Source organism: Burkholderia sp. COPS (genome assembly GCF_019425585.1).
In the GTDB taxonomy this organism is placed as follows: Bacteria; Pseudomonadota; Gammaproteobacteria; order Burkholderiales; family Burkholderiaceae; genus Burkholderia; species Burkholderia cepacia.
This window is the reverse complement of sequence record NZ_WIXR01000044.1, coordinates 33,465-54,580: the sequence shown is the minus strand read 5'-3', so window position 1 is coordinate 54,580 and position 21,116 is coordinate 33,465. Positions and strand designations below refer to the sequence as shown.

The window sequence follows — 21,116 nt, the reverse complement described above, 5'->3', positions numbered from 1 at the left end:
CCCGCCCCCGCCCGCCTCGCCGCATCCTCGCCCGTTTCGTCGCGGTGTCGTGGCGCGACCTCGCGCTGTCGATCGGCCCCACCGTGCTGCTCGCCGCCACCGCCGTCTGGCTCGCGGTCAAGCTGATCCAGCCGGCCCCGCCGTCCACGCTCGTGATCTCGTCCGGGCCGCCCGGCAGCACGTACTGGAACGCCGCGCAGAAATACAAGACGATCCTCGCGAAGAATGGCGTCACGCTCGACGTCCAGTCGTCCGAAGGGTCCGCCCAGAACCTCGCGCGGCTGTCGAACCCGAACGCGCCGGTCGACGTCGGCTTCGTGCAGAGCGGCATCGGCCCGAAGGAGCGCGACGAGCACCTCGTGTCGCTGGGCAGCATCGGCTACGTGCCGCTCGCGATCATGTACCGCGGCCCGGTCGTCGCGCGCCTGTCCGACTTCAAGGGCAAGCGGCTCGCGCTCGGCGCGGAAGGCAGCGGCGCGCGCGAACTGAGCCTCGCGCTGCTGAAGATGAACGGCATCGTGCCGGGCGGGTCGACCGAGCTGCTGCCGACCGCCGGCGAGGATGCGGCCATCGCGCTGCTCGACGGCAAGATCGACGCGGCATTCCTGTCCGGCGACTCGACGCAGATCCCGGTGATGGCGAAGCTGTTCCGCGCACCGGGCGTGCACGTGTATTCGTTCACGCAGGCCGAGGCGTACGCGCGGCGCTTCCCGTACCTGACCGCGATCACGCTGCCGATGGGCGTCTACGATCTCGGCCGCAACCTGCCGCCCGCCGACATCCACACGGTCGCGCCGACCATCGAGCTGGTCGCACGCGACTCGCTGCACCCCGCGCTGTCCGACCTGCTGATCGAGGCCGCGCGCGAGGTGCACGGCCACGCGACGATCCTGCAGCACGCGGGCGAATTCCCGTCGTCCGTCACGCGCGGCTTCCCGCTGTCCGACGACGCCGCGCGCTACTACAAATCCGGCAAGTCCTTCCTGTACCGGCGGCTGCCGTTCTGGGTCGCGAGCCTCGTCGACCGGCTGCTCGTCGTGGTCGTGCCGCTGATCGTCGTGCTGATCCCCGGGCTGCGGCTCGTGCCGTCGCTGTACGGCTGGCGCGTGCGCTCGCGCATCTACCGCTGGTACGGCGCGCTGATCGCACTCGAGCGCCGCGCGCTCGGCGAGCACACGGCCGAGGAGCGCGTGCAGTTGCTCGACGAACTCGACGACATCGAGGAAGCCGTGAACCGGATGAAGATGCCGCTCGCCTATGCGGGCCAGTTCTACGTGCTGCGCGAGCACATCGGCTTCGTGCGCGAACGGCTCACCGCGCACGACCACGACACGCCGGCCGGCCCGCCGGGCGCCGGCGGTGCGCCGCAGGCACGTGCCGACGCCGCGCCACCGGCCGGCGCGCCCCCTCGGGCGACTCCCGGTTCCGCTTGACCGGACGATCCGCGATCATTGCCGCATGCGTGCGCCGCCGCGTAACATGGAGGCCGCCGCCAGACGCCGCACGCCCCATCCACTGGAGATCGACATGACAACCGGCCTCGATATCGCCCAGCCCGCCTGGTTCTTCGACTTCGTGTCGCCGTTCTCCTACCTGCTCCTCGAACAGCACGACAAGTGGCCGGACGTGCCGTTCGAACCCGTCGCCGTGTCGCTGCCCGACCTGCAGCGACACTGGGGGCAGCGCCCCAGCGCCGACGTGCCGGCCAAGCGCGTGTTCACGTACCGTCACGCGCTGTTCCGCGCCGAGCAGCTCGGCATCCGCTTCAAGATGCCGCCCGCTCACCCGTTCGAGTCCGACAAGGTGCTGCGCCTCGCGATCGCGCTGCGCGCCGACATCGCGACCGTGCTGGAAATGTTCCGCTTCATCTGGCGCGACGGCAACGACCCGTCGACGCCGGAAGGGTTCGCGGCATTGTGCGAGCGGGTCGGCGTCGGCCACGGCGACGAGCTGATCGAATTCGAGGAGACCGCCGCGCAGCTGGCGCGCAACAACGCCGACGCGATCGCGCTCGGGGTGTTCGGCGTGCCGACGTTCTGGATGAACCGGCAGCTGTTCTGGGGCGAGGACGCGCTGCCGATGGTGCTGTACTGCGCGCGCACGCCGAACTGGCTCGAATCGCGCGAGGTCAAGCGGATCAGCGCGCTGCCGAAGGGCCGCGCGTGATGGCCGGTATCACGCACGGCAACGCGCGATTACGGTAACGTTACGCGTCACCCGAATCACCCCCACCGATGGAAGACGACGACCGTACCGCCTCGCTCGATATCTGGCTCGTGCGTGTGCTGCGCACGCTGCTGCTCGAGCGCAGCGTCACGCAGGCCGCGCTGCGGCTGAACCAGACCCAGCCCGCGATCAGCACCGCGCTGCGCAAGCTGCGCGAGACGCTGAACGACCCGATCCTCGTGCGCGGCAAATCCGGCATGGTGCCGACCGAATACGGCGCGTCGCTGCTTGAGGCCGCGCAGCGCGCGCTGCGCGAGGTCGATTTCATCGCGACGCCGCACGGCGACTTCGATCCGTCGTCCGCACGGCGCACGTTCCGCGTCGCCGCGCCCGATTACCTGAACGATTTCTTCATGCCGACGCTGATCGAGCGCTTTCGCGACGCGGCGCCGCATGCGCACCTGGAAATCGATTCGCTGAATCCCGCGCTCGATCATGCGGGCGCGCTCGAATCCGGCGCGCTCGATCTCGTGATCGGCAACTGGCCGAAACCCGACCCGCAGTTCGCACGCCAGGACCTGTTCTCCGACACGATCGTGTGCCTGATGCGCGACGCGCACCCGCTCGCGCGCGGGCCGCTCACGCGCGAAGCGTACGCGTCGGCCGCGCACGTCGCGCCGACGCCGTACACCGGCGACAAACGCAACGCGATCGAGATCGGCCTTGCCCGCGCGCACCTCACGCGGCGCATCGTGACGACGCTTCCGTACTTCGGGATCGTGCCGCAGGTGCTACTGCAGTCTGACCTGATCTTCACGACGACGCGCCGCTTCGCGACGCATTACGCGCAGTTGCTGCCGCTCGTCGTCGTCACGCCGCCGGTGCCATTTCCGCGCATCAAGAGCTACCTGCTCACGCATCCGCAACCCGACCGGCCGACCGACATCGCGTGGCTGTGCGCGCTGATGCAGAGCGTGTCCGACGAGCTGACGGTCGCCCGCGGCCGCAAGCGCTGAGCCGCGAGCGTCGAGCCTCGGCGCGGCCACTCAGGCCGTGCAGAAGGTTTCCTGCAGATGGGTCCAGCGCACGACGCCCGCCGCGTCACGTTCGAACACGGCGGTCGCGCGGCGCGCGGGCAGCTCGCCCGAGGCCGCGTGCTGCGCTTCGAGATAGGTGAGCGTCGCATGCGACGCGTCGGCGGCGAGCACGCGGGTGTCCGACAGCGTGATGCGCAGCCCCGGCTTCGCGCCGGCGAGCTTCGCGAACAGCGCGCGCGTGCCGTCGTGGTCGACCTCGCGGCCGTCGGTCAGGATCATCGTGAAATCGGCGGAGAACCAAGCGAGCAGCGCGTCGAGCGCCCCGGGCGCGGTATCGGCGCCGGACAGCCAGCGCTCGATGGCGACGAGGCTCGCATCGAGCGTGTCGAGATAAACCTGGTGATCGGACATGGTGCGTGCACGGTAAGGCGCGGCCCGGTGCCGCGCGTCGTCGTGCAGTGTATGCAAAAACGCGCGGCCATGCGCTGGCCGCGCCATGCTACCGCGCGCAGGACACGTCGTCGCGCGCACGCCCCGCCGCCGCGGCCTTCGTATCGGCCACCGGCATGCCCGAGCGCGCCTGCAGCAGCTCCGCGCACACGGCCACCGCGATCGCGCCCGGCGCCTTGTCGACGATGCCCGCGACGCCGATCGGGCACACCATCTCGGCGAGCCGCGCCGGATCGACGCCGCGCGCGGCAAGCCGGCGTTCGAACTTCACGCGCTTGGTGCGCGAGCCGATCATCCCGAAGTACGCATAGTCGCGCCGCCGCATGATCTGCGCGGCGAGCGAGAAGTCGAGCGCGTGGTTGTGCGTCATCACGAGGAAATATGCGCCGGGCGGCGCCGCGTCGACGACGGCCTCCGGCGTGTCGGTCGGCTCCGGCTGCACGTTCGGCGGACATTCGTCCGGGAACAGCTCGTCGCGCGTGTCGACCCACTGCACGACGCACGGCAGCGCGCCGAGCAGCGTGACGAGCGCGTGACCGACGTGCCCGGCGCCGAACAGCACGATGTGCATCGGCGCCCGCGTGCCGCTCGCGCGGTTGCGCTGGCCGGTGCCCTGCGCGAACGCTTCCGGCGGCGCGGTGCGAAGCGAGCGTGCGGGGCCGTTCATGTCAGCCTCCGCCGGGCCGCCCCAAGGAGGCTGACCGCCCCCATCGGAAGCAGCGAACGAAGCGAGCATGGGAGCCGTTTCATCTCAGCCTGCCTGACCGGCGCGCGCCGCACGCACTGCGCTGACCGCGCGCAGGATCGACTCGCCGGTGGCCGGCGCGTCGAGCGGCGGGTTCACCTGGTAGTCGCCGACCGCGGCCACCGCGTCGCGCACCGCGAAGAACACCGAGAACGGCAGCAGCAGCGGCGGCTCGCCGACGGCCTTCGAACGGTGGATGCTGTCCTCGACGTTGCGGTTCTTGAACAGCTGCACGTTGAACTCGGGTGGCGTGTCGTTCACCGTCGGGATCTTGTACGTCGACGGCGCATGCGTCATCAGCTTGCCGCCCTTGTTCCACCACAGCTCCTCGGTCGTCAGCCAGCCCATCCCCTGGATGAACGCGCCTTCGACCTGGCCGATGTCGAGCGCCGGGTTCAGCGATGCGCCCACGTCGTGCAGCGCATCGACGCGCAGCGTGCGCATCTCGCCCGTCAGCGTGTCGATCACGACTTCCGACACGGCGGCGCCGTACGAGTAGTAGTAGAACGGCCGGCCCTGCAGCTTCGACTGATCCCAGTACAGCTTCGGCGTCGCGTAGAAACCGTCGGACCACAGCTGCACGCGCGCGAGGTACGCCTTCGCGATCACGTCGCCGAACGGCACGCCGTTGCCGCCGACCCACACGAAGTCGTTGCCGAACTTCACGTCGGCCGCATCGACCTTGCCGTCGCCGAACTGCTTCGCCGCGAACACCGCGAGCCGCTCGCGCAGCTGGCGCGCCGCATCCTGCGCGGCCTTGCCGTTCAGGTCCGAGCCCGTGGAAGCGGCCGTCGCGGACGTGTTCGCGACCTTGCTGGTGTCGGTCGCCGTCACGCGGATCCGGCCGAAGCGGATGCCGAGCTCGTGCGCGACGACCTGCGCGACCTTCGTGTTGAGCCCCTGCCCCATCTCCGTGCCGCCGTGGTTCACGAGCACCGAGCCGTCGGTATAGATGTGCACCAGCGCGCCGGCCTGGTTGAAGTGCGTGACGTTGAACGCGATGCCGAACTTCACCGGCGTGAGCGCGATGCCCTTCTTCAGCACCGTGTTGCGCGCGTTGAATTCGCGCACGCCCGCGCGCCGCGCGCGGTAGTCGCTCGTCGCCTCGAGTTCGCCGAGCAGCTCCTGCAGCACGTTGTCCTCGACCGTCTGCCCGTATGGCGTCACGTTGCGTTCGGTCTTGCCGTACAGGTTCGCGTAGCGCACGTCGAGCGGATCGCGATCGAGCGAGCGCGCGATGTCGTCGAGGATGTACTCGATCGCGAACGCGCCCTGCGGGCCGCCGAAGCCGCGGAACGCGGTGTTCGACTGCGTGTTGGTCTTGCCGCAGTAGCCGGCGATGTTCACGTCGCCGAGCCAGTACGCGTTGTCGAAATGGCACACCGCGCGCGTCATCACCGGGCCCGACAGGTCGGCCGAGAAGCCGCAGCGCGACGTCATGTCGAGCGCGACGCCGTCGATGCGGCCGTCGTCGTCGTAACCGACGTCGAAGCGGTAATGGAAGTCGTGGCGCTTGCCGGTGATCATCATGTCGTCGTCGCGATCCGGACGCAGCTTCACCGGGCACAGCAGCTTCCACGCGGCGAGCGCCGCGCAGCACGCGAACAGGCCCGACTGCGATTCCTTGCCGCCGAACCCGCCGCCCATCCGGCGGCACTCGACGAGCACGTTGTGCGACGCGACGCCGAGCACGTGCGCGACGAGGTGCTGCATCTCGCTCGGGTGCTGCGTCGAGCAGTACACGTGCATCCCGTCGTCGTCCTTCGGCACCGCGTACGCGATCTGCCCTTCGAGGTAGAACTGCTCCTGGCCGCCGAGCAGCATTTCGCCCGACTCGCGGTGCGGTGCGGCGGCAAGGCGCGCGGCCGCGTCGCCGCGCGCGAGCTTCAGCGGCGGGATCACGTAGGTTTCGGCCGCGCGCGCTTCCTGCGCGGTGAGAATCGCCGGCAACTCCTCGTAGTCGACCTGTGCGCGGCGCGCGGCAAGCCGCGCGGTTTCATGCGACGTCGCGACGACGATGAACATCGGCTGGCCGACGAACTGCACGATGCCCTTCGCGAGCACCGGGTCGTCGTGGATGATCGGGCCGCAATCGTTGACGCCCGGGATGTCGTCGGCCGTGAACACGGCGACCACGCCCGGCGTCGCGCGCACCGCGTCGAAGTTCATCGACACGATCTTCGCGTGCGGTTTCGCCGACAGGCCGAGCGCCGCGTGCAGCGTGCCCGCGACGATCGGGATGTCGTCGGTGTAGGTGGCACGTCCGCTGACGTGCAGGTGCGCGGATTCGTGCGCGCGCGAGACGTGGACCTGCGCGGCGTCGGCTTGCGGATCGAGGGTGTTCAGGAACGGTTCTGCTTGCTGGTTCATGTTCGGGGTTCTCCGTCTTCAGACGCGCGCCGCGTCGGTGCCGGTTTCGGCGGCCACTTCACGCACATTCAGGGCTTGCGGCGGCAGCGGGTCGTGCGGGCGCGTCTCCAGCCAGAATCGGTACATCAGGTTCTTCGCGGTATCGAGGCGGTACGTGCTCGTCGCGCGCATGTCGGACAGCGGCTGGTAGTCGCGCTCGAGCGCCTGCATCGCGGCCTGCGCGGTGGCTTCGTGCCATTGCGCGCCGTCGAGCACGCTCTCCGTGTGCGTCGCGCGCTTCGGCGTCGCGGCCATCCCGCCGAACGCGATGCGCGGCTCGCGGATCGTGTCGCCGTCCGCGATGAACGCGAACGCCGCGCACACGGCCGAGATGTCGGAGTCGAACCGCTTCGACAGCTTGTACGTGCGGAACTGCAGCTTTTCGCGCGCGCCGGTGCGGGTCGGCACCTTCAGGCCGACGACGAATTCGTGCGGCGCCATGTCCTTCTGCTGGTAGCCCGTGTACAACGCCTCGAGCGGCAGCTCGCGCACCGTGTCGCCGCCGCGCAGCACCACGCGTGCGCCGAGCGCGATCAGGCCCGGCATCGAATCGCCGATCGGCGAGCCGTTCGCGACGTTGCCGCCGATCGTGCCGGCGTTGCGGATCGGCAGCGACGCGAAGCGCTTCCACATTTCGGTCAGCTCCGGATATGTACCGGCCAGCGCCGCATACCCGTTCTCGACCGTCACGCCCGCACCGATCTCGATCCAGTCGTCGCCGTGCACGACGCGCTGCAGTTCGGCGATCCGGCCGACGTAGATCAGGTCGTCGAGCCGGCGCATCTGCTTCGTGACCCACAAGCCGATATCGGTGCTGCCCGCCAGAATGCGCGCGTCGGGCCGCTCGACCTTCAGCGCGGCCAGCGCGTCGAGCGTGCGCGGCGCCGCGAAGCGCGCGCCGTCGTGCGTCGTGTAGTCGAACGTGTCGTCGCGCTTGAGCGACGCGAGCGTGCGGGCCAGCGCGGCCGTGTCGACCGGCGCCGACGGTGCCGGTGCGTCGAACATCTGCACCGCGGCATCGACGATCGGCCGGTAGCCGGTGCAGCGGCACAGGTTGCCGGTCAGCGCATCGGCGATCTCGGTGCGCGTCGGCACGTCCTTCGCCTTCGCGCACACGCTGCCGCAGCCTTCGTGGCCGTGCTTCTCGTACAGCGCCCACATCGACATCACGAAGCCCGGCGTGCAGAACCCGCATTGCGAACCGTGGCAGTCGACCATCGCCTGCTGCACCGGATGCAGCGCGCCGTCCGGCTGACGCAGGTCCTCGACCGTCAGCAGCGCCTTGCCGTCGAGCGTCGGCAGGAACTGGATGCATGCGTTGACGGCCTTGAACTCGACCGCGCCGGTGTCGGTCAGCTCGCCGACGACGACCGTGCATGCGCCGCAGTCGCCTTCCGCGCAGCCTTCCTTGGTGCCGGTGCAATGCGCGTCCTCGCGCAGATACTGCAGCACGGTGCGGGTGACGTCCGCGCCGCTGACTTCGCGGATCGCGTGACGATGGTAGAAGCGGATCGGCTCACTCATGTCTCGATGATTCTTCAAATGGGGGGCAAGGCGGCCTGCGCAGTGCGCTCGACCGACGTTTTTCTGACAGTTTGCACGCTAACACCATCAAATTTCGCAACCCATAGCCCATCACGCATGGGGCCCATATAACTGCCGCGATATGAACGCCGGGGAACGCCGGAGCCGCCCGCAGCCCTTTCCGCACGGTGCCCTGCACCCGTTCCCGACGCCTTCAACACCGTCCGCCATCGTCAAAAACGGGGTGCGACTAACTAAATGGTACCTGCGTGAAAACCGGTTCCATGGGAAAATCCCGATTCCCTTTTTCGCCGTCTTCCGCTCGCTTCGCTCATTCGTTCCGACCCCATGTCAACCGATTCCGCCACACCGCCGCGCAGCGGGTTCGCGGTCACGCTGCAAATCGTGTCCGTCGTCTGCTTCACGTTCATCTGCTACCTGACCATCGGCCTGCCGCTCGCGGTGCTGCCGGGCTTCGTCCATGACGACCTCGGTTTTTCCGCGATCGTCGCGGGCGGCGCGATCAGCGTCCAGTATTTCGCGACGCTCGCGTCGCGGCCGCTCGCCGGGCGCTTCGCCGATACGCTCGGGCCGAAGCAGACGGTGCTGCGCGGGCTGGTCGGCTGCGGGGTGTCGGGCGTGCTGCTGCTCGTCGCGCTGCTGCTGGCCCACTGGCCGGTCGCGAGCCTCGTGCTGCTGGTCGCGAGCCGGCTCGTGCTCGGCGTCGGCGAGAGCCTGTGCGGCACCGGTGCGATCCTGTGGGGCATCGGCCGGGTCGGCGTCACGCACAACGCGAAGGTCATCTCGTGGAACGGGATCGCCACCTACGGCGCACTCGCGCTCGGCGCGCCGGTCGGCGTCGCGATCGCGCATACGCTGAATCCGGCGCTGATCGGCGTGATCGTGATCGCGCTCGCCGCGGCCGGCTTCTATCTCGCGCGCCTGATCGATTCCGTGCCGCTCGTGCACGGCGAACGGATGTCGTATGCGAGCGTGTTCACGCGCGTGCTGCCGCACGGCCTCGGCCTCGCGCTCGGCTCGGCCGGCTTCGGCTCGATCGCCACCTTCGTCACGCTGTACTACGCGGCGCGCCACTGGCCGAACGCCGCGCTGTCGCTGACCGTGTTCGGCACGCTGTTCATCGGTGCGCGCCTGCTGTTCGCGAACACGATCAAGACCTACGGCGGCTTCCGCGTCGCGATCGTGTCGTTCGCGTTCGAATGCTCGGGCCTCGTGCTGCTGTGGCTCGCGCCGGTGCCGCATGTCGCGCTCGTCGGCGCCGCGCTGACGGGTTTCGGCTTCGCGCTGATCTTCCCGGCACTCGGCGTCGAGGCCGTCGCGCTCGTGCCGCCCGCGAGCCGCGGCGCGGCGCTGTCCGCGTACTCGGTGTTCCTCGACCTGTCGCTCGGCATCACGGGCCCGCTCGCCGGCTATGTCGCGGGCGCGTTCGGTTATCCGCAGGTGTTCCTGTTCGCGGCGGTGGCCGCCGCCGCGGGCGTCGCGCTGTCGATGGTGCTGTACCAGCGGCAGGCGCGCGTTGCGGGGAGCGGCGCGGCGGCATGAGCGCCCGGGCCGCGGGATATCGCACGGGCCCTCCTTCCGGCGAAAGCCGCGCGGGGCCATTCGTCGGCGTCCGGCGAGGCACGGCTTGACGTGACTTAACGCGGCAGTATGTTGAAGTCCCGCAGCACGCGGGCAGCGTCGACGTGGCGCCGGAACGGCACGGCGCGCTCGAGCGTGAGCTTCGGTTCGGCACGATCGAAAAGCACGAGCGCTTCCGACGTGTTGAGATGGCGTGACATATACAGAAAACCGTCGACCCGGCGGCCATGCCCGTGCACGGCGAGCGACCATTGCTGCGGGATGCCGTACGGTACGACGGTCGACAGCGCGCCGTCGCCGCCAAGGTTTTTCAGCGGCAAGCCGTGCAGGACGGCCACCGTCAGCGGCGAGCCGGTAAACGACAGCACGAAGCGCTCGAGCTCCGTCGTCACGAGCGGAAAGCCGCCAACGGCGAGATCGGCGACTTCGTCGTGCAGCACCGTCTCGGCGAACGCACAGTGCAGGTCGAAACCGAAATAGCTGGTGCCATACCGGCGCCGCTTGCGCGGGTCGTCGAAACGGTTGCCGCCCGACTTGCCGAAGTACGGCTCGCCCGTCTCGTACCGGGAAACGCGCACCAGCGCCGCCGGCGGAATCGTCCGCGTAACCAGCGTCGCATTCGCGAAGTGTTCGCTCGGCGGCCTCAACGTCAACCGCGCCTCCTAGCGTTCCGCGAACGCCGCCGCGGCACGCTCGACCTCGGCAAGCTTCCCCTGCGACAGCGCCTTCAGCGGCGTGACATTGCCGAGGGACGCCTTGGGCGTCGTGAAGAATTGCCATTTGCTCCACCCCGGCAACCCACCGAGGCATTGCGTCACCTTTCCGAGCGTCTTGCGATCGATATCGCCCGTCAGATAAAAGGCCGGGTAGTACTGCGCCGCCCCCACGTCGACCGCGAAGATGCGCCCCGACACGACCGCCTTGCTGAGCGCCTGCCGTGTCATGCCGAGCCCTGCCCAGATCTCCGCGGCCGGCAGCAGCGCGCCCTTCGCGACGAGCGCCCGCCGTTCGGCCAGCGCACGCTGCTCGAAATCGGCGGCCGCGGCATCCGCGCGGGCCACCGGCCTCGCAGGCGGTTTCCTGCGAACGGACGGTTGCCTGTCGCGGGTCGCGGCGGCAGCGATGCCGAACGTGATCGTGCCGGCCAGATCGATGACCTGGGCGATGCCGACCTTGAACAAGTGCCCCAGCTGTTCGTCCGACAGCCTGAGCAGCGCCCGGGCCCGATCGGGCCCGAGCATGGTCGCGGCGCCGACGGCGCTGCGCAGCGCCTCCTCGGTCTCGACATCGAGAACCGCAGCCGCGCCTTCAAGCGCATGAGCCTGCCTGACCATCGCTACCTCCTCGCACGACCGGAAGCTCGAGAGTAGGCTCGATTCGAAACCAAGTCAACCATGACAACCAAACTGACGAGCGGGCAGGCGACATCGGGCAGCCCCCTCATCCGTCACGCCGTCCTCGGAAACAGCCTCCGCGTCAGGTCGAACGCGACCAGGTTGCCGGCCACCACCAGCAGCAGCCCGACCACCGCGAGCGGCGACCACTGGTAATCCTCGAACACCGTCGACACCGCCAGCGCGACGATCGGGAACAGCACCGTGCAGTACGCGGCACGCTCGGGCCCGATCCGGCCGACGAGGGTCAGATAGGCGGTGAAACCGATCACCGAGCCCGGCACGGCCAGGTAGACGAGCGCGCCGAGATAACGCGGGCTCGTGTCGAGCGTGAACGGTAAGCCGGCCGCTGCGCTGCCGACGGTCAGGATCGCCGCGCCGATCAGCATCGCCCAGCCGTTGGTCGCGAGCGGGTGCAGCCCCATCGACTGCATCCGGCTCGACAGCAGGTTGCCGGCCGAGAAGCACATCGTTCCCGCCAGCGCGATCGCGAGCCCCGTCCAGGTCGCGTGGTCGTCGAGATGGCCGGCCATCTGCTGCCAGAACAGGCACGCGATGCCGGTCAGGCCGAGCAGCGCGCCGGCGATCGCCGACGGCCGCAGCGGGCGGCCCATGAACAGCCGGCCGTTGATCGAATTCAACAGCGGCGCGGTCGAGAAGATCACCGCGACGAGGCCGCTCGGCACGACCTGTTCCGCGTAGTAGAAGCACAGGAAGTTCAGGCAGAACAGCGCGAAGCCCTGCGCCAGCAGGAAACGCCACGCTTCGCGCGGCGGGCGCACCGGCCGGCGCATCACGCGCAGCAGCGCGAACAGCACGGCGGCCGCGAGCCAGAAGCGCCATGCGATCGACACGGGCGGCGGCACGGAGCCGAGCTGCCACTTGATCGCGATCCAGGTGGTGCCCCAGATCAGCACGGTGACGAAATAAAGCGACAGGTTCATGGCGGCGACGATCCAAAAAGACGGGTGAAACGGGACTCCGACTATGCCGCCGCCCAACGCGCGCCGATTGTCCGGAATTGCGGTCTTTTTCGGGCCGCCGCCCGCGGCGCCGCCCGCCCGCTTATACTCGGCCCATCATGAGCCTCACCCTTTCCGCGCCCCCCATCGACCACCCCGCCGCCCTGGCCGGCGGCGATCTGCCGTTCGGCCTGCAGTCGGTCTGCCGCACGCTCGCCGACGCGAATGCGACGCTCGAGCGCTTCGCGTGGCTCGGCGACCATCTCGCGATCGCTGAATGGACGCGGATCACCGACGAAAGCGAGACGATCTACGAGCAGCCGGGCCACCACACGCTGTCGTGCTACCTCGACGGCGGCTACCAGACGGAACGCCAGCGCGTGCCGCGCTACGGTGCGCCGAGCCTGCTGTGCGCGCTGCCCGGCGACCACGAATCACGCTGGTGGGTGCGCGGCGAGATGCACTTCATCCACCTGTATTTCCTGCCCGAGCACTTCACGCAGCGCGCGATCCGCGAACTTGACCGCGAGCCGCGCGAGCTGAAGCTCGCCGACCGCACCTACTTCGAGGATGCGCGCGTCGCCGCCCTGCTGCGCTCGCTCGCGCTGGACGGCTGGGACGATGCCGACGAGCGGCTGCGCGTGAACGAGACCGCACACGAGGTGCTGAGCCTGCTGCTGCGCGGGCAGAGCACGACCCGCACCGACACGTCGTTCCGCGGCGGGCTCGCGCCGGCCGTGCGCCGCCGCGTGCGCGACTACATCGACACGTACCTGACGCAACCGCTGACGCTCGGCGAACTCGCCGACGTCGCCGCGCTGTCCGAGTATCACTTCTCGCGGATGTTCCGGTTGTCGTTCGGCCGGGCGCCGCACGCGTGGGTGGCCGAGCAACGGCTGGCGCGGGCGCGCGAGCTGTTGCGCACGACGGCGCTGCCGCTCGCGCAGATCGCAGCCGACTGCGGCTATGCGAACGCCGGCCACTTCAGCCATCGCTTCCGCGACGCTCACGGTACGACGCCGAATACCTACCGGCGTGCGATGCAGGGCCGCTGAGCGCGGCCCCGTCGCCGCTTACGCGCCGCGCCGCGACAGTTCCTGTTCGAGCGCCGCGACGCCGGCCGGCAGGTCGACCGGCACCTTCAGGTCGACCATCGTGCGACCGAACGCATGCAGCGTCCGGAACAGGTTGTGTTCACGGCACTGCTCGCCCATCTGTCCGATCCGCACGATCGGCAACCCGAACGAGCCCGAGATCTCGACCTGGTACTGCTTCGAGATGTGGCCGCAGACCATCCCCGGCGTCAGCCCTTCCGGCGTCTCGATCCCGACGACCGAGTTCAGCCGGCAATCCTTCGGCGCATAGAGCTTGAGCCCCATCGACTCGACGCCTGCCTGCAGCGCAAGCGAGCAGCGCAGGTGGCGCGCGAAGCGGCTTTCGAGCGTCTCCGCGCAGACGAGCCGCAGCGCTTCGTGCAGCGCGAGCACGCCCGACACGGGTGCCGTGTAGTGATAGCCCGCGTTGTGCCAGAAATTCTCCGCGAGCGCCATGTCGAGGCACCAGTGCGCGTTCGGTTCGGGGCGCTGCTTCATCCGGTCCCACGCGGCGTCGGAGAACGCGATCAGCGATACGCCGGGAATCGACGACAGCCCTTTCTGGCCGCCCGTGATCACCGCGTCGATGCCCCACGCGTCCATCTCGAGCGGCATCGTCGACAGCGTGCACACCGCGTCGACCACGACCAGCGCGCCGGCCGCCTTCGCGAGCGCCGCGATGTCGCGCAGGTCGCGGTTCCACACGGTGTTCGACGTCTCGCCCTGCACGATCGTGACGATCTCGGGCCGCTCGCGCGCGATGGCATCCGCGATCTCGTCGAGGCTCGCGACCGCGCGATCGGCCACTTCGAGCGTCGCGACGTCGGCGCCGACGCGCGTGGCCATCTCGGCCATCCGCGCGCTGAAGAAGCCATTGCGGATCGACAGCACGCGGGTACCGCGCCACGCGAGGTTCGAGATCGCCATTTCCATCGCGGCCGAACCGGGGCCCGCGACGCCGAGCACCCACTTCGTGCGGGTCTGGAACACGTAGCGCGCCATCTCCTTCACCTGCTCGATGATCTTCGCCATCGTCGCGCCGAGGTGGTTGATCACGATCGTGTTCGCCTTCGCGACGGCGGCCGGGATCGGAACCGGGCCGGCCCCCATCATCAGCAGCGGTTCTTCGGGCAGGATCGCGTCGAGCGGCACGACGACGGGACAGGGAATCGGCGAGTAATCGATGGACATGGCGGGTAAAAGGTGAGGAAAGGAAGTGCACGGACGCTCGCCGCGCTGCATGGCGAACTGATCGATCATTCCGTGTTCCGCCGCCTCGCGCAAGAGGCACGCACGACCGGACAGCGCAACGCTGGCCCGGTCGCCGGACCGGGCCAGCCAGCCGTGCGTGTGCCGCACGCCAGCCATTCGAAATGAGAAACGATTGCGGGCGAGGTTGTGAAACGGTTCCATTGGTACGCCACGCGCACGATTTTCTCCGTCAATAACACCGTGATTCGTCGAAACCGCCGGTTCAACGCGACTTCTGCATCAAAAAAATAGACCGAATCCGCCCTAAAAATCGCCTCATGGAATCCGGCACGCAAAATCGACGTGCCGCCCCAAAAAACATCCATTACCTCTGCATGTATTGGGGTACGCTTCCCTTCAATACCGGAGCAAGTGCACCAGAATTGCCTACAACCCATTGATTGACATATGAAATACCAGAAACCCAGCGCTTGCTCTAATACCCTGCCGTCTTTGAACGGCAGGCATCGATACAGCACCGTGTTTAACGCGTTACTCCCTATTTCGATTTTCCGCAACCCGCCCCTTTTCGCAGGTTGACGGATATCGCTTCTGTATTGAACAATCGTCTGCGGAATCGAAAAAAACGATTTTTCGATACGAAGGAAAACTGGGTGCCGCGCGATACGCTTTCGAGGTTGCGCGGCGAAAAGCGTCAACCATAATCAATCAACCGGGCCAGAAATACGCAAGCCATGAACCAGATTCAGACCATGCGTGTATTCGTCTGCGTCGCCGAGCAGCAGAGCTTTCGACGCGCGGCGCACCATCTCGGCGTGTCCAATGCACTCGTCACGCGTTCGATCGCGATGCTCGAGGGCCACCTGAACACACGGCTGATCCACCGCACCACGCGCAACCTGTCGCTTACCGAGGCCGGCGTGCGCTACCTCGACGGGTGCCGTGCGCTGCTCGAGGAATTCGACCACCTCGAATCGTCCGTCGCGCATGCCGTGCGCGAACCGGCCGGCACGCTGCGCGTCGTCGCGTCGGGCCTGCTGTCGCCGCTTGCACTGACGCCGCTCGTCAGCAGCTTCCGGCACCGCTACCCCGAGTTGCGCGTGCAGCTGACCGTCTCCGAGGGGCCGCTCGACGTGCTCGATTCGGGTTACGACGTCGGCATCGTCACGGGCAACCGGCTCGACGGCAACCCGACGCTGATCGGCCACGCGCTCGCGCCGAACCCGTTCGTCGCGTGCGCGGCACCGGCCTATCTCGAGCGACGCGGCGAGCCGCGCTTGCCCGACGACCTGCCGGGCCACGACTGGGTCACGCTCGCATCGCACCAGCATGCGCCCGCGTGGCAACTGGTCGGCCACGACGGCATCGCGCATTCCGTCACGGTGCGCCCGACCTGCACGGTCAACCAGCTCGCGCTCGTCCAGGCGGCGGCCGTGGCCGGCGCCGGCATCGCGGTGCTGCCCGAGCCGTGCGTCGCAGGCGCGCTCGCGAACGGCACGCTCGTGCGGCTGATGGCCGGCTACCGGATCGACGATCCCGACACGCAACTGTCGCTTGTCTACCCGAACCGCCAGTACGTGCCGGCCCGCACGCGCAGCTTCGTCGAGCACGCGCTCGATCACTTCAGTGCGCAGCCGGCCCGCGAACGAACCGACTACGGCTTCCTGCGGCCGCCGCGCGGGCCCGACCGCTCCGACATCGTCACGGGCCTGCAGTAAACTGCGCGCGTCAGCCTTCGGAGATGCAGCGTGCGCGTGATCCTGTTCAGCAGCCGGCAGTACGACGACGATTCGTTCGCTGCCGCCAACCAGCAGTTCGGCTATCGGCTGCACTTCCAGCCGTCGCACCTCGACGCGGAAACCGCGATCCTCGCGCACGGTTATGGGGTCGTCTGCCCGTTCGTCAACGACACCGTCGACGCGGCCGTGCTCGCACGGCTGGCCGACGGCGGCACGCGCCTGATCGCGCTGCGCTCGGCGGGCTTCAACCATGTCGACCTGGCCGCCGCCGAGCGGCTCGGCATCACGGTCGTGCGCGTGCCCGCCTATTCGCCGCACGCGGTGGCCGAGCACGCGGTCGCGCTGATCCTCGCGCTCAACCGCCGCCTGCCGCGCGCGGTCGCGCGCACCCGCGAAGGCGACTTCTCGCTGAACGGCCTGCTCGGCTTCGACTTGCACGGCAAGACCGTCGGCGTGATCGGTACCGGCATCATCGGCAGCGTGTTCGCGAAGATCATGATGGGCTTCGGGATGCATGTGCTCGCGCACTCGGTGCCGCCGTACAACGACGAACTGATCGCGTTCGGCGCGCGTTATGTCGAGCTCGACGAACTGCTGCACCACGCCGACATCGTCAGCCTGCACTGCCCGCTGCTGCCGTCGACGCACCACCTGATCAACGAACGGACGCTCGCGCGGATGAAGCATGGCGCGATGCTGATCAACACCGGGCGCGGCGGCCTTGTCGATGCGCAGGCGCTGGTCGATGCGCTCAAGAGCGGCCAGCTCGGCCATCTCGGGCTCGACGTGTACGAAGAGGAAAGCGGGCTCTTCTTCGAGGATCACTCCGACCTGCCGCTGCAGGACGACGTGCTCGCCCGCCTGCTGACGTTCCCCAACGTGATCGTCACGTCCCACCAGGCGTTCTTCACGCGCGAAGCGCTGGCCGAGATCGCGCACACGACGCTGCTGAACATCGAGGCCTGGCATGCGGGCACGCCGCAGAACGTCGTGACCGCGAATCGCTGACAAACCGACGAAAACGGCTCATTTGACGGTTGCCGGCGCCACCGCAATCGTTTGCTTATGGCCATCGCTGCAAACGACGCGCGTTTCATCAACAATTTCGCGCTTTGTTTCGACCGATGTGACGATTCCGGTGCGCCGTCTGCTATCGTTGCGCCGACGTTATCCCGCCCCTCCCGCTCATGCGTTTCGACGATTCCGACATCGCCGCCGTCTACCGCGCCATTTTCGAACGGCGCGACATGCGCCACTTTACGCCGGCGCCCGTCGATCCCGCCGTGCTCGCGCGCCTGCTGCGCGCGGCGCATCACGCGCCGAGCGTCGGCTTCATGCAGCCGTGGCGCTTCATCCGCATCACCGATCCCGCGCTGCGCACCGCGATCCACGCGCTGGTCGAGGCCGAGCGCCGCGCGACCGCCGACGCACTCGGCGAGCGCCAGGACGAATTCATGCGGCTGAAAGTCGAAGGCGTGCGCGAATGCGGCGAGCTGCTGGTCGTCGCGCTCGCCGACGGCCGCGAGCGCCACGTGTTCGGCCGCCGCACGCTGCCGGAAATGGATCTCGCATCCGCCGCGTGCGCGATCCAGAACATGTGGCTCGCGGCCCGCGCCGAAGGGCTCGGGATGGGCTGGGTCTCGCTGTTCGACGTCGACGCGCTGCGCGCGCTGCTGCGCATGCCCGACGGCGCGAAGCCGATCGCCGTGCTGTGCGTCGGGCACGTCGACGCGTTCTATGCGAAGCCGATGCTCGAGCAGGAGCGTTGGGCCGCACGGATGCCGATCGAAGCGTGCCTGTTCGAAAACGGCTGGGACGATCCGGCCCCGATCGATGTCGCCGGCACGCCTTCGACGCCTTCGACGCGCGCGGACGCGACAGCGGGCACCGGCACGGCCTCCGGCTCCGCAAGCACCCCGGGCGCGCCGACCACGAGCGTCGACGGCTCCCCCGAACGCATCGCCTGACGTGTACGCGGTCGCCGGCATCGTGCCGACACCGGCACATTCACCGCGGCAAGCCCCGTTGAATCCCACACTGTGAGCTTCAAGCGCGCAGCCTCGTCGCACGCCGGCAACATCCGTTTTGGCCCCAAGCATAGGGGTTTTCACTGAAGTAGAATCGCGACTGTCGTTCGCCTCCCGCCCGCCCGTCCCGCGCATCCTGCGCCAGCCCGAGCGGCGGCTTTTCCCGAGCCCACCGCGATGCCCTTACCTCTTTTCGCCCTCGCCGTCGCCGCATTTGGAATCGGTACCACCGAATTCGTGATCATGGGGCTGCTGCCCAACGTCGCGCGCGATCTCGGCGTGTCGATCCCGGCCGCCGGGATGCTCGTGTCGGGTTACGCGCTCGGCGTGACGATCGGTGCGCCGATCCTCGCGATCGTCACCGCGAAGATGCCGCGCAAGCGCGCGCTGATGGGCCTGATCGGATTGTTCATCGCGGGGAACCTGTTCTGCGCGATCGCACCGGGCTACGCGGTGCTGATGGCTGCGCGCGTCGTCACCGCGTTCTGCCACGGCGCGTTCTTCGGGATCGGCTCGGTGGTCGCGAGCAACCTCGTCGCACCGAACCGCCGCGCACAGGCGATCGCCCTGATGTTCACCGGCCTCACGCTCGCGAACGTGCTCGGCGTGCCGCTCGGCACCGCGCTCGGCCAGGCATTCGGCTGGCGCGCGACGTTCTGGGCCGTCACCGGCATCGGCATCGCCGCGGCCGCCGCGCTCGCCGCCTGCCTGCCAAGGAATCTCGCGATGCCCGACACCAGCATCACGCGCGAATTCAGCGTGCTGAAGCATCCGCAGGTGCTGATGGTGCTCGGCATCAGCGTGCTCGCGTCGGCAAGCCTGTTCAGCGTGTTCACCTACATCACGCCGATCCTCGAGGACGTGACGGGCTTCTCCCCGCGCCAGGTCACCTACGTGCTGCTGCTGTTCGGCCTCGGGCTGACGGTGGGCGGCACGCTCGGCGGCAAGCTCGCCGACTGGCGCCGGATGCCGTCGCTGATCGCGACGCTCGCGCTGATCGGCGTGGTCCTCGCGCTGTTCGCGGGCACGATGCACCTGCCGTTCGCCGCGCTCGCGACGATCTTCGTGTGGGGCATCCTCGCGTTCGCGATCGTGCCGCCGCTGCAGATCCTGATCGTCGACCGCGCAAGCGATGCGCCGAACCTCGCATCGACGCTGAACCAGGGCGCATTCAACCTCGGCAACGCGACGGGCGCGTGGCTCGGCGGGATGGCGATCGGCTCCGGCGTGTCGCTCGTGAGCCTGCCGTGGGTCGGCGTCGCGATGGCCGTCGCCGCGCTGGCGCTCACGCTGTGGTCGGCGTCGCTCGAACGCCGCCCGGTGACCGTGCCGACCGAATACGTGTAACGCCGCCCCGTACGCATTCGTTGCGCGCGCAACGCCAGCAACACCATCCGAACCTGATGGCCTTCATGGACCTTTCAAGGTCCGCGGTGTAGCATCCCGGCCGATGAAAGCCATTCTGAATCGCGATTTCCTCGCGCTGATCCTGAGCGTCGCGGTCGTCGGCCTCGGCACCGGCGCCACACTGCCGCTCACCGCACTCGCGCTGACCGAGGCCGGGCACGGCACCAACGTCGTCGGCATGCTGACCGCCGCGCAGGCCCTCGGCGGCCTCGCGATCGTCCCGTTCGTCACCGCGCTCGCACGCCACATCGGCTCGCGCCGCGCGATCGTCGTATCGGTCGTGCTGCTCGCGGCAGCCACGGCGCTGATGCAGTTCACGTCGAACCTGATCCTGTGGGGCGCGCTGCGCGTGCTGTGCGGCGCCGCGCTGATGCTGCTGTTCACGATCGGCGAGGCGTGGGTCAACCAGCTCGCCGACGATTCGACGCGCGGCCGTGTCGTCGCGATCTACGCAACCAATTTCACGCTGTTCCAGATGGCGGGCCCCGTGCTCGTGAGCCAGATCGCCGGTGCGACGAGCATCCGCTTCGCGCTGTGCGGCGCGCTGTTCCTGCTCGCGCTGCCGACGCTCGCGACGATCCGGCGCGCGCCGCTAGCCGGCGACGACGCGCATCACGAAGCGCACGGCCGCTGGCTCGACGTGCTGCCGCGCATGCCCGCGCTGATCATCGGCACCGGTTTCTTCGCGCTGTTCGATACGCTCGCGCTGTCGCTGCTGCCGCTCTACGCGATGGATCACGGCGTCGCGAGCGCCACGGCCGTGCTGCTCGCGTCGATCATGCTGTTCGGCGATACCGCGATGCAGTTCCCGATCGGCTGGCTCGCGGACAAGCTCGGCCGCGAACGCGTGCACCTCGGTGCGGGCTGGATCGTGCTGGCCGGCCTGCCGCTGCTGCCGCTCGTCATCGCGAACCCATGGCTGTGCTGGCCGCTGCTGTTCGTGCTCGGCGCGGCGGCCGGCAGCATCTACACGCTGTCGCTCGTCGCGTGCGGCGAACGCTTCCGCGGCGCGGCGCTCGTCACCGCGAGTTCGCTCGTGTCGGCGTCGTGGAGCGCCGCGAGCTTCGGCGGCCCGCTGGTCGCCGGCGCGTTGATGGAGCAACTGGGCAGCAACGCGCTGGTCGGCGTGCTGGTCGTCTGTGTCGCCGCGTTCGTCGCGGCCGCGCTGTGGGAGCGCCGCGCCGCGTTGCAGCGCGCGGTCTGATATCGGCGCTGTCGATGTCGATGTCGATGTCGATGTCGATGTCGCAGACGCAGACGCAGACGCAGACTCAAACATTAACGCTCATACTCGGCGCCCCACACGGACGCACACGCGCCGCCCCCCGGCCTGCCAAACGAAAACGGC

Annotated in this window: 19 protein-coding genes; 10 read left to right on the top strand and 9 right to left on the bottom strand. The window is 68.7% G+C overall.

Translation table 11 applies throughout. The features are described from left to right. From FOZ70_RS30255 to FOZ70_RS30245, 3 genes are all read left to right on the top strand, one after another. The coding region (locus tag FOZ70_RS30255) for a TAXI family TRAP transporter solute-binding subunit (RefSeq protein ID WP_219707444.1) at nucleotides 1-1,433 on the top strand (1,433 nt) is incomplete at its 5' end. A gap of 94 nt (nucleotides 1,434-1,527) precedes the next feature. Further along, on the top strand, nucleotides 1,528-2,166 hold the full coding sequence (locus tag FOZ70_RS30250; protein WP_021157130.1) for a DsbA family protein: 639 nt from the start codon (nucleotides 1,528-1,530) through the stop codon (nucleotides 2,164-2,166). 68 nt (nucleotides 2,167-2,234) lie between these two features. Further along, the gene (locus tag FOZ70_RS30245) at nucleotides 2,235-3,182 is read left to right on the top strand and encodes a LysR family transcriptional regulator (protein ID WP_021157131.1); all 948 of its coding nucleotides are present in this window, start codon (nucleotides 2,235-2,237) and stop codon (nucleotides 3,180-3,182) included. A gap of 30 nt (nucleotides 3,183-3,212) precedes the next feature. Here the strand turns inward: FOZ70_RS30245 and FOZ70_RS30240 are convergent, their stop codons facing one another. The 4 genes from FOZ70_RS30240 to xdhA form a co-directional block, all read right to left on the bottom strand. Continuing rightward, entirely contained in the window at nucleotides 3,213-3,614 is a 402-nt protein-coding gene (locus FOZ70_RS30240; RefSeq protein ID WP_059487306.1) for a nuclear transport factor 2 family protein, read from the bottom strand. Nucleotides 3,615-3,702: 88 nt separating this feature from the next. Next, the gene (gene xdhC / locus FOZ70_RS30235) at nucleotides 3,703-4,320 is read right to left on the bottom strand and encodes a xanthine dehydrogenase accessory protein XdhC (protein ID WP_060309030.1); all 618 of its coding nucleotides are present in this window, start codon (nucleotides 4,318-4,320) and stop codon (nucleotides 3,703-3,705) included. Between the two features lie 84 nt (nucleotides 4,321-4,404). Next, on the bottom strand, nucleotides 4,405-6,768 hold the full coding sequence (xdhB, locus tag FOZ70_RS30230) for a xanthine dehydrogenase molybdopterin binding subunit (protein ID WP_048023660.1): 2,364 nt from the start codon (nucleotides 6,766-6,768) through the stop codon (nucleotides 4,405-4,407). Nucleotides 6,769-6,786: 18 nt separating this feature from the next. Continuing rightward, nucleotides 6,787-8,331 (bottom strand): xanthine dehydrogenase small subunit, encoded by a 1,545-nt coding sequence (gene xdhA, locus FOZ70_RS30225; protein WP_219707443.1) that lies wholly within the window; start codon nucleotides 8,329-8,331, stop codon nucleotides 6,787-6,789. Nucleotides 8,332-8,679: 348 nt separating this feature from the next. Between xdhA and FOZ70_RS30220 the strand changes: the two genes are divergently transcribed. After that, nucleotides 8,680-9,894, top strand: a complete 1,215-nt coding sequence (locus tag FOZ70_RS30220) for an MFS transporter (protein WP_048023662.1) — start codon at nucleotides 8,680-8,682, stop codon at nucleotides 9,892-9,894. 95 nt (nucleotides 9,895-9,989) lie between these two features. Here FOZ70_RS30220 and FOZ70_RS30215 read toward each other — a convergent pair whose 3' ends face one another. From FOZ70_RS30215 to FOZ70_RS30205, 3 genes are all read right to left on the bottom strand, one after another. After that, the gene (locus tag FOZ70_RS30215) at nucleotides 9,990-10,586 is read right to left on the bottom strand and encodes an RES family NAD+ phosphorylase (RefSeq protein WP_113048040.1); all 597 of its coding nucleotides are present in this window, start codon (nucleotides 10,584-10,586) and stop codon (nucleotides 9,990-9,992) included. A 9-nt stretch (nucleotides 10,587-10,595) separates the two neighbouring features. After that, nucleotides 10,596-11,267 carry a hypothetical protein gene (locus tag FOZ70_RS30210; RefSeq protein ID WP_048023664.1) on the bottom strand — a complete coding sequence of 224 codons (672 nt, stop codon included), beginning with the start codon at nucleotides 11,265-11,267 and terminating at the stop codon, nucleotides 10,596-10,598. 113 nt (nucleotides 11,268-11,380) lie between these two features. Further along, nucleotides 11,381-12,271 (bottom strand): EamA family transporter, encoded by an 891-nt coding sequence (locus tag FOZ70_RS30205; protein ID WP_059556006.1) that lies wholly within the window; start codon nucleotides 12,269-12,271, stop codon nucleotides 11,381-11,383. A gap of 137 nt (nucleotides 12,272-12,408) precedes the next feature. Here FOZ70_RS30205 and FOZ70_RS30200 point away from each other — a divergent pair, with 137 nt between their 5' ends. Then, nucleotides 12,409-13,344, top strand: coding sequence for an AraC family transcriptional regulator (locus FOZ70_RS30200; RefSeq protein ID WP_021157141.1), 936 nt, complete (start codon nucleotides 12,409-12,411; stop codon nucleotides 13,342-13,344). An 18-nt stretch (nucleotides 13,345-13,362) separates the two neighbouring features. Here the strand turns inward: FOZ70_RS30200 and FOZ70_RS30195 are convergent, their stop codons facing one another. Both FOZ70_RS30195 and FOZ70_RS30190 read right to left on the bottom strand, forming a co-directional pair. Continuing rightward, nucleotides 13,363-14,574 (bottom strand): alanine--glyoxylate aminotransferase family protein, encoded by a 1,212-nt coding sequence (locus FOZ70_RS30195; protein ID WP_059487241.1) that lies wholly within the window; start codon nucleotides 14,572-14,574, stop codon nucleotides 13,363-13,365. 65 nt (nucleotides 14,575-14,639) lie between these two features. After that, complete coding sequence (locus FOZ70_RS30190) at nucleotides 14,640-15,293, bottom strand: hypothetical protein (RefSeq protein WP_219707442.1); 654 nt, start codon at nucleotides 15,291-15,293, stop codon at nucleotides 14,640-14,642. A 36-nt stretch (nucleotides 15,294-15,329) separates the two neighbouring features. Here FOZ70_RS30190 and FOZ70_RS30185 point away from each other — a divergent pair, with 36 nt between their 5' ends. The 5 genes from FOZ70_RS30185 (at nucleotide 15,330) to FOZ70_RS30165 (ending at nucleotide 20,972) form a co-directional block, all read left to right on the top strand. Beyond that, on the top strand, nucleotides 15,330-16,313 hold the full coding sequence (locus tag FOZ70_RS30185; RefSeq protein ID WP_059487238.1) for a LysR family transcriptional regulator: 984 nt from the start codon (nucleotides 15,330-15,332) through the stop codon (nucleotides 16,311-16,313). Between the two features lie 30 nt (nucleotides 16,314-16,343). Then, entirely contained in the window at nucleotides 16,344-17,342 is a 999-nt protein-coding gene (locus tag FOZ70_RS30180) for a 2-hydroxyacid dehydrogenase (RefSeq protein ID WP_219707441.1), read from the top strand. A gap of 179 nt (nucleotides 17,343-17,521) precedes the next feature. Beyond that, complete coding sequence (gene bluB / locus FOZ70_RS30175; RefSeq protein ID WP_219707440.1) at nucleotides 17,522-18,301, top strand: 5,6-dimethylbenzimidazole synthase; 780 nt, start codon at nucleotides 17,522-17,524, stop codon at nucleotides 18,299-18,301. Between the two features lie 237 nt (nucleotides 18,302-18,538). Further along, nucleotides 18,539-19,708, top strand: coding sequence for an MFS transporter (locus FOZ70_RS30170; protein ID WP_200059817.1), 1,170 nt, complete (start codon nucleotides 18,539-18,541; stop codon nucleotides 19,706-19,708). Between the two features lie 103 nt (nucleotides 19,709-19,811). After that, entirely contained in the window at nucleotides 19,812-20,972 is a 1,161-nt protein-coding gene (locus tag FOZ70_RS30165; RefSeq protein WP_021157148.1) for an MFS transporter, read from the top strand. Nucleotides 20,973-21,116: the final 144 nt, after the last annotated feature.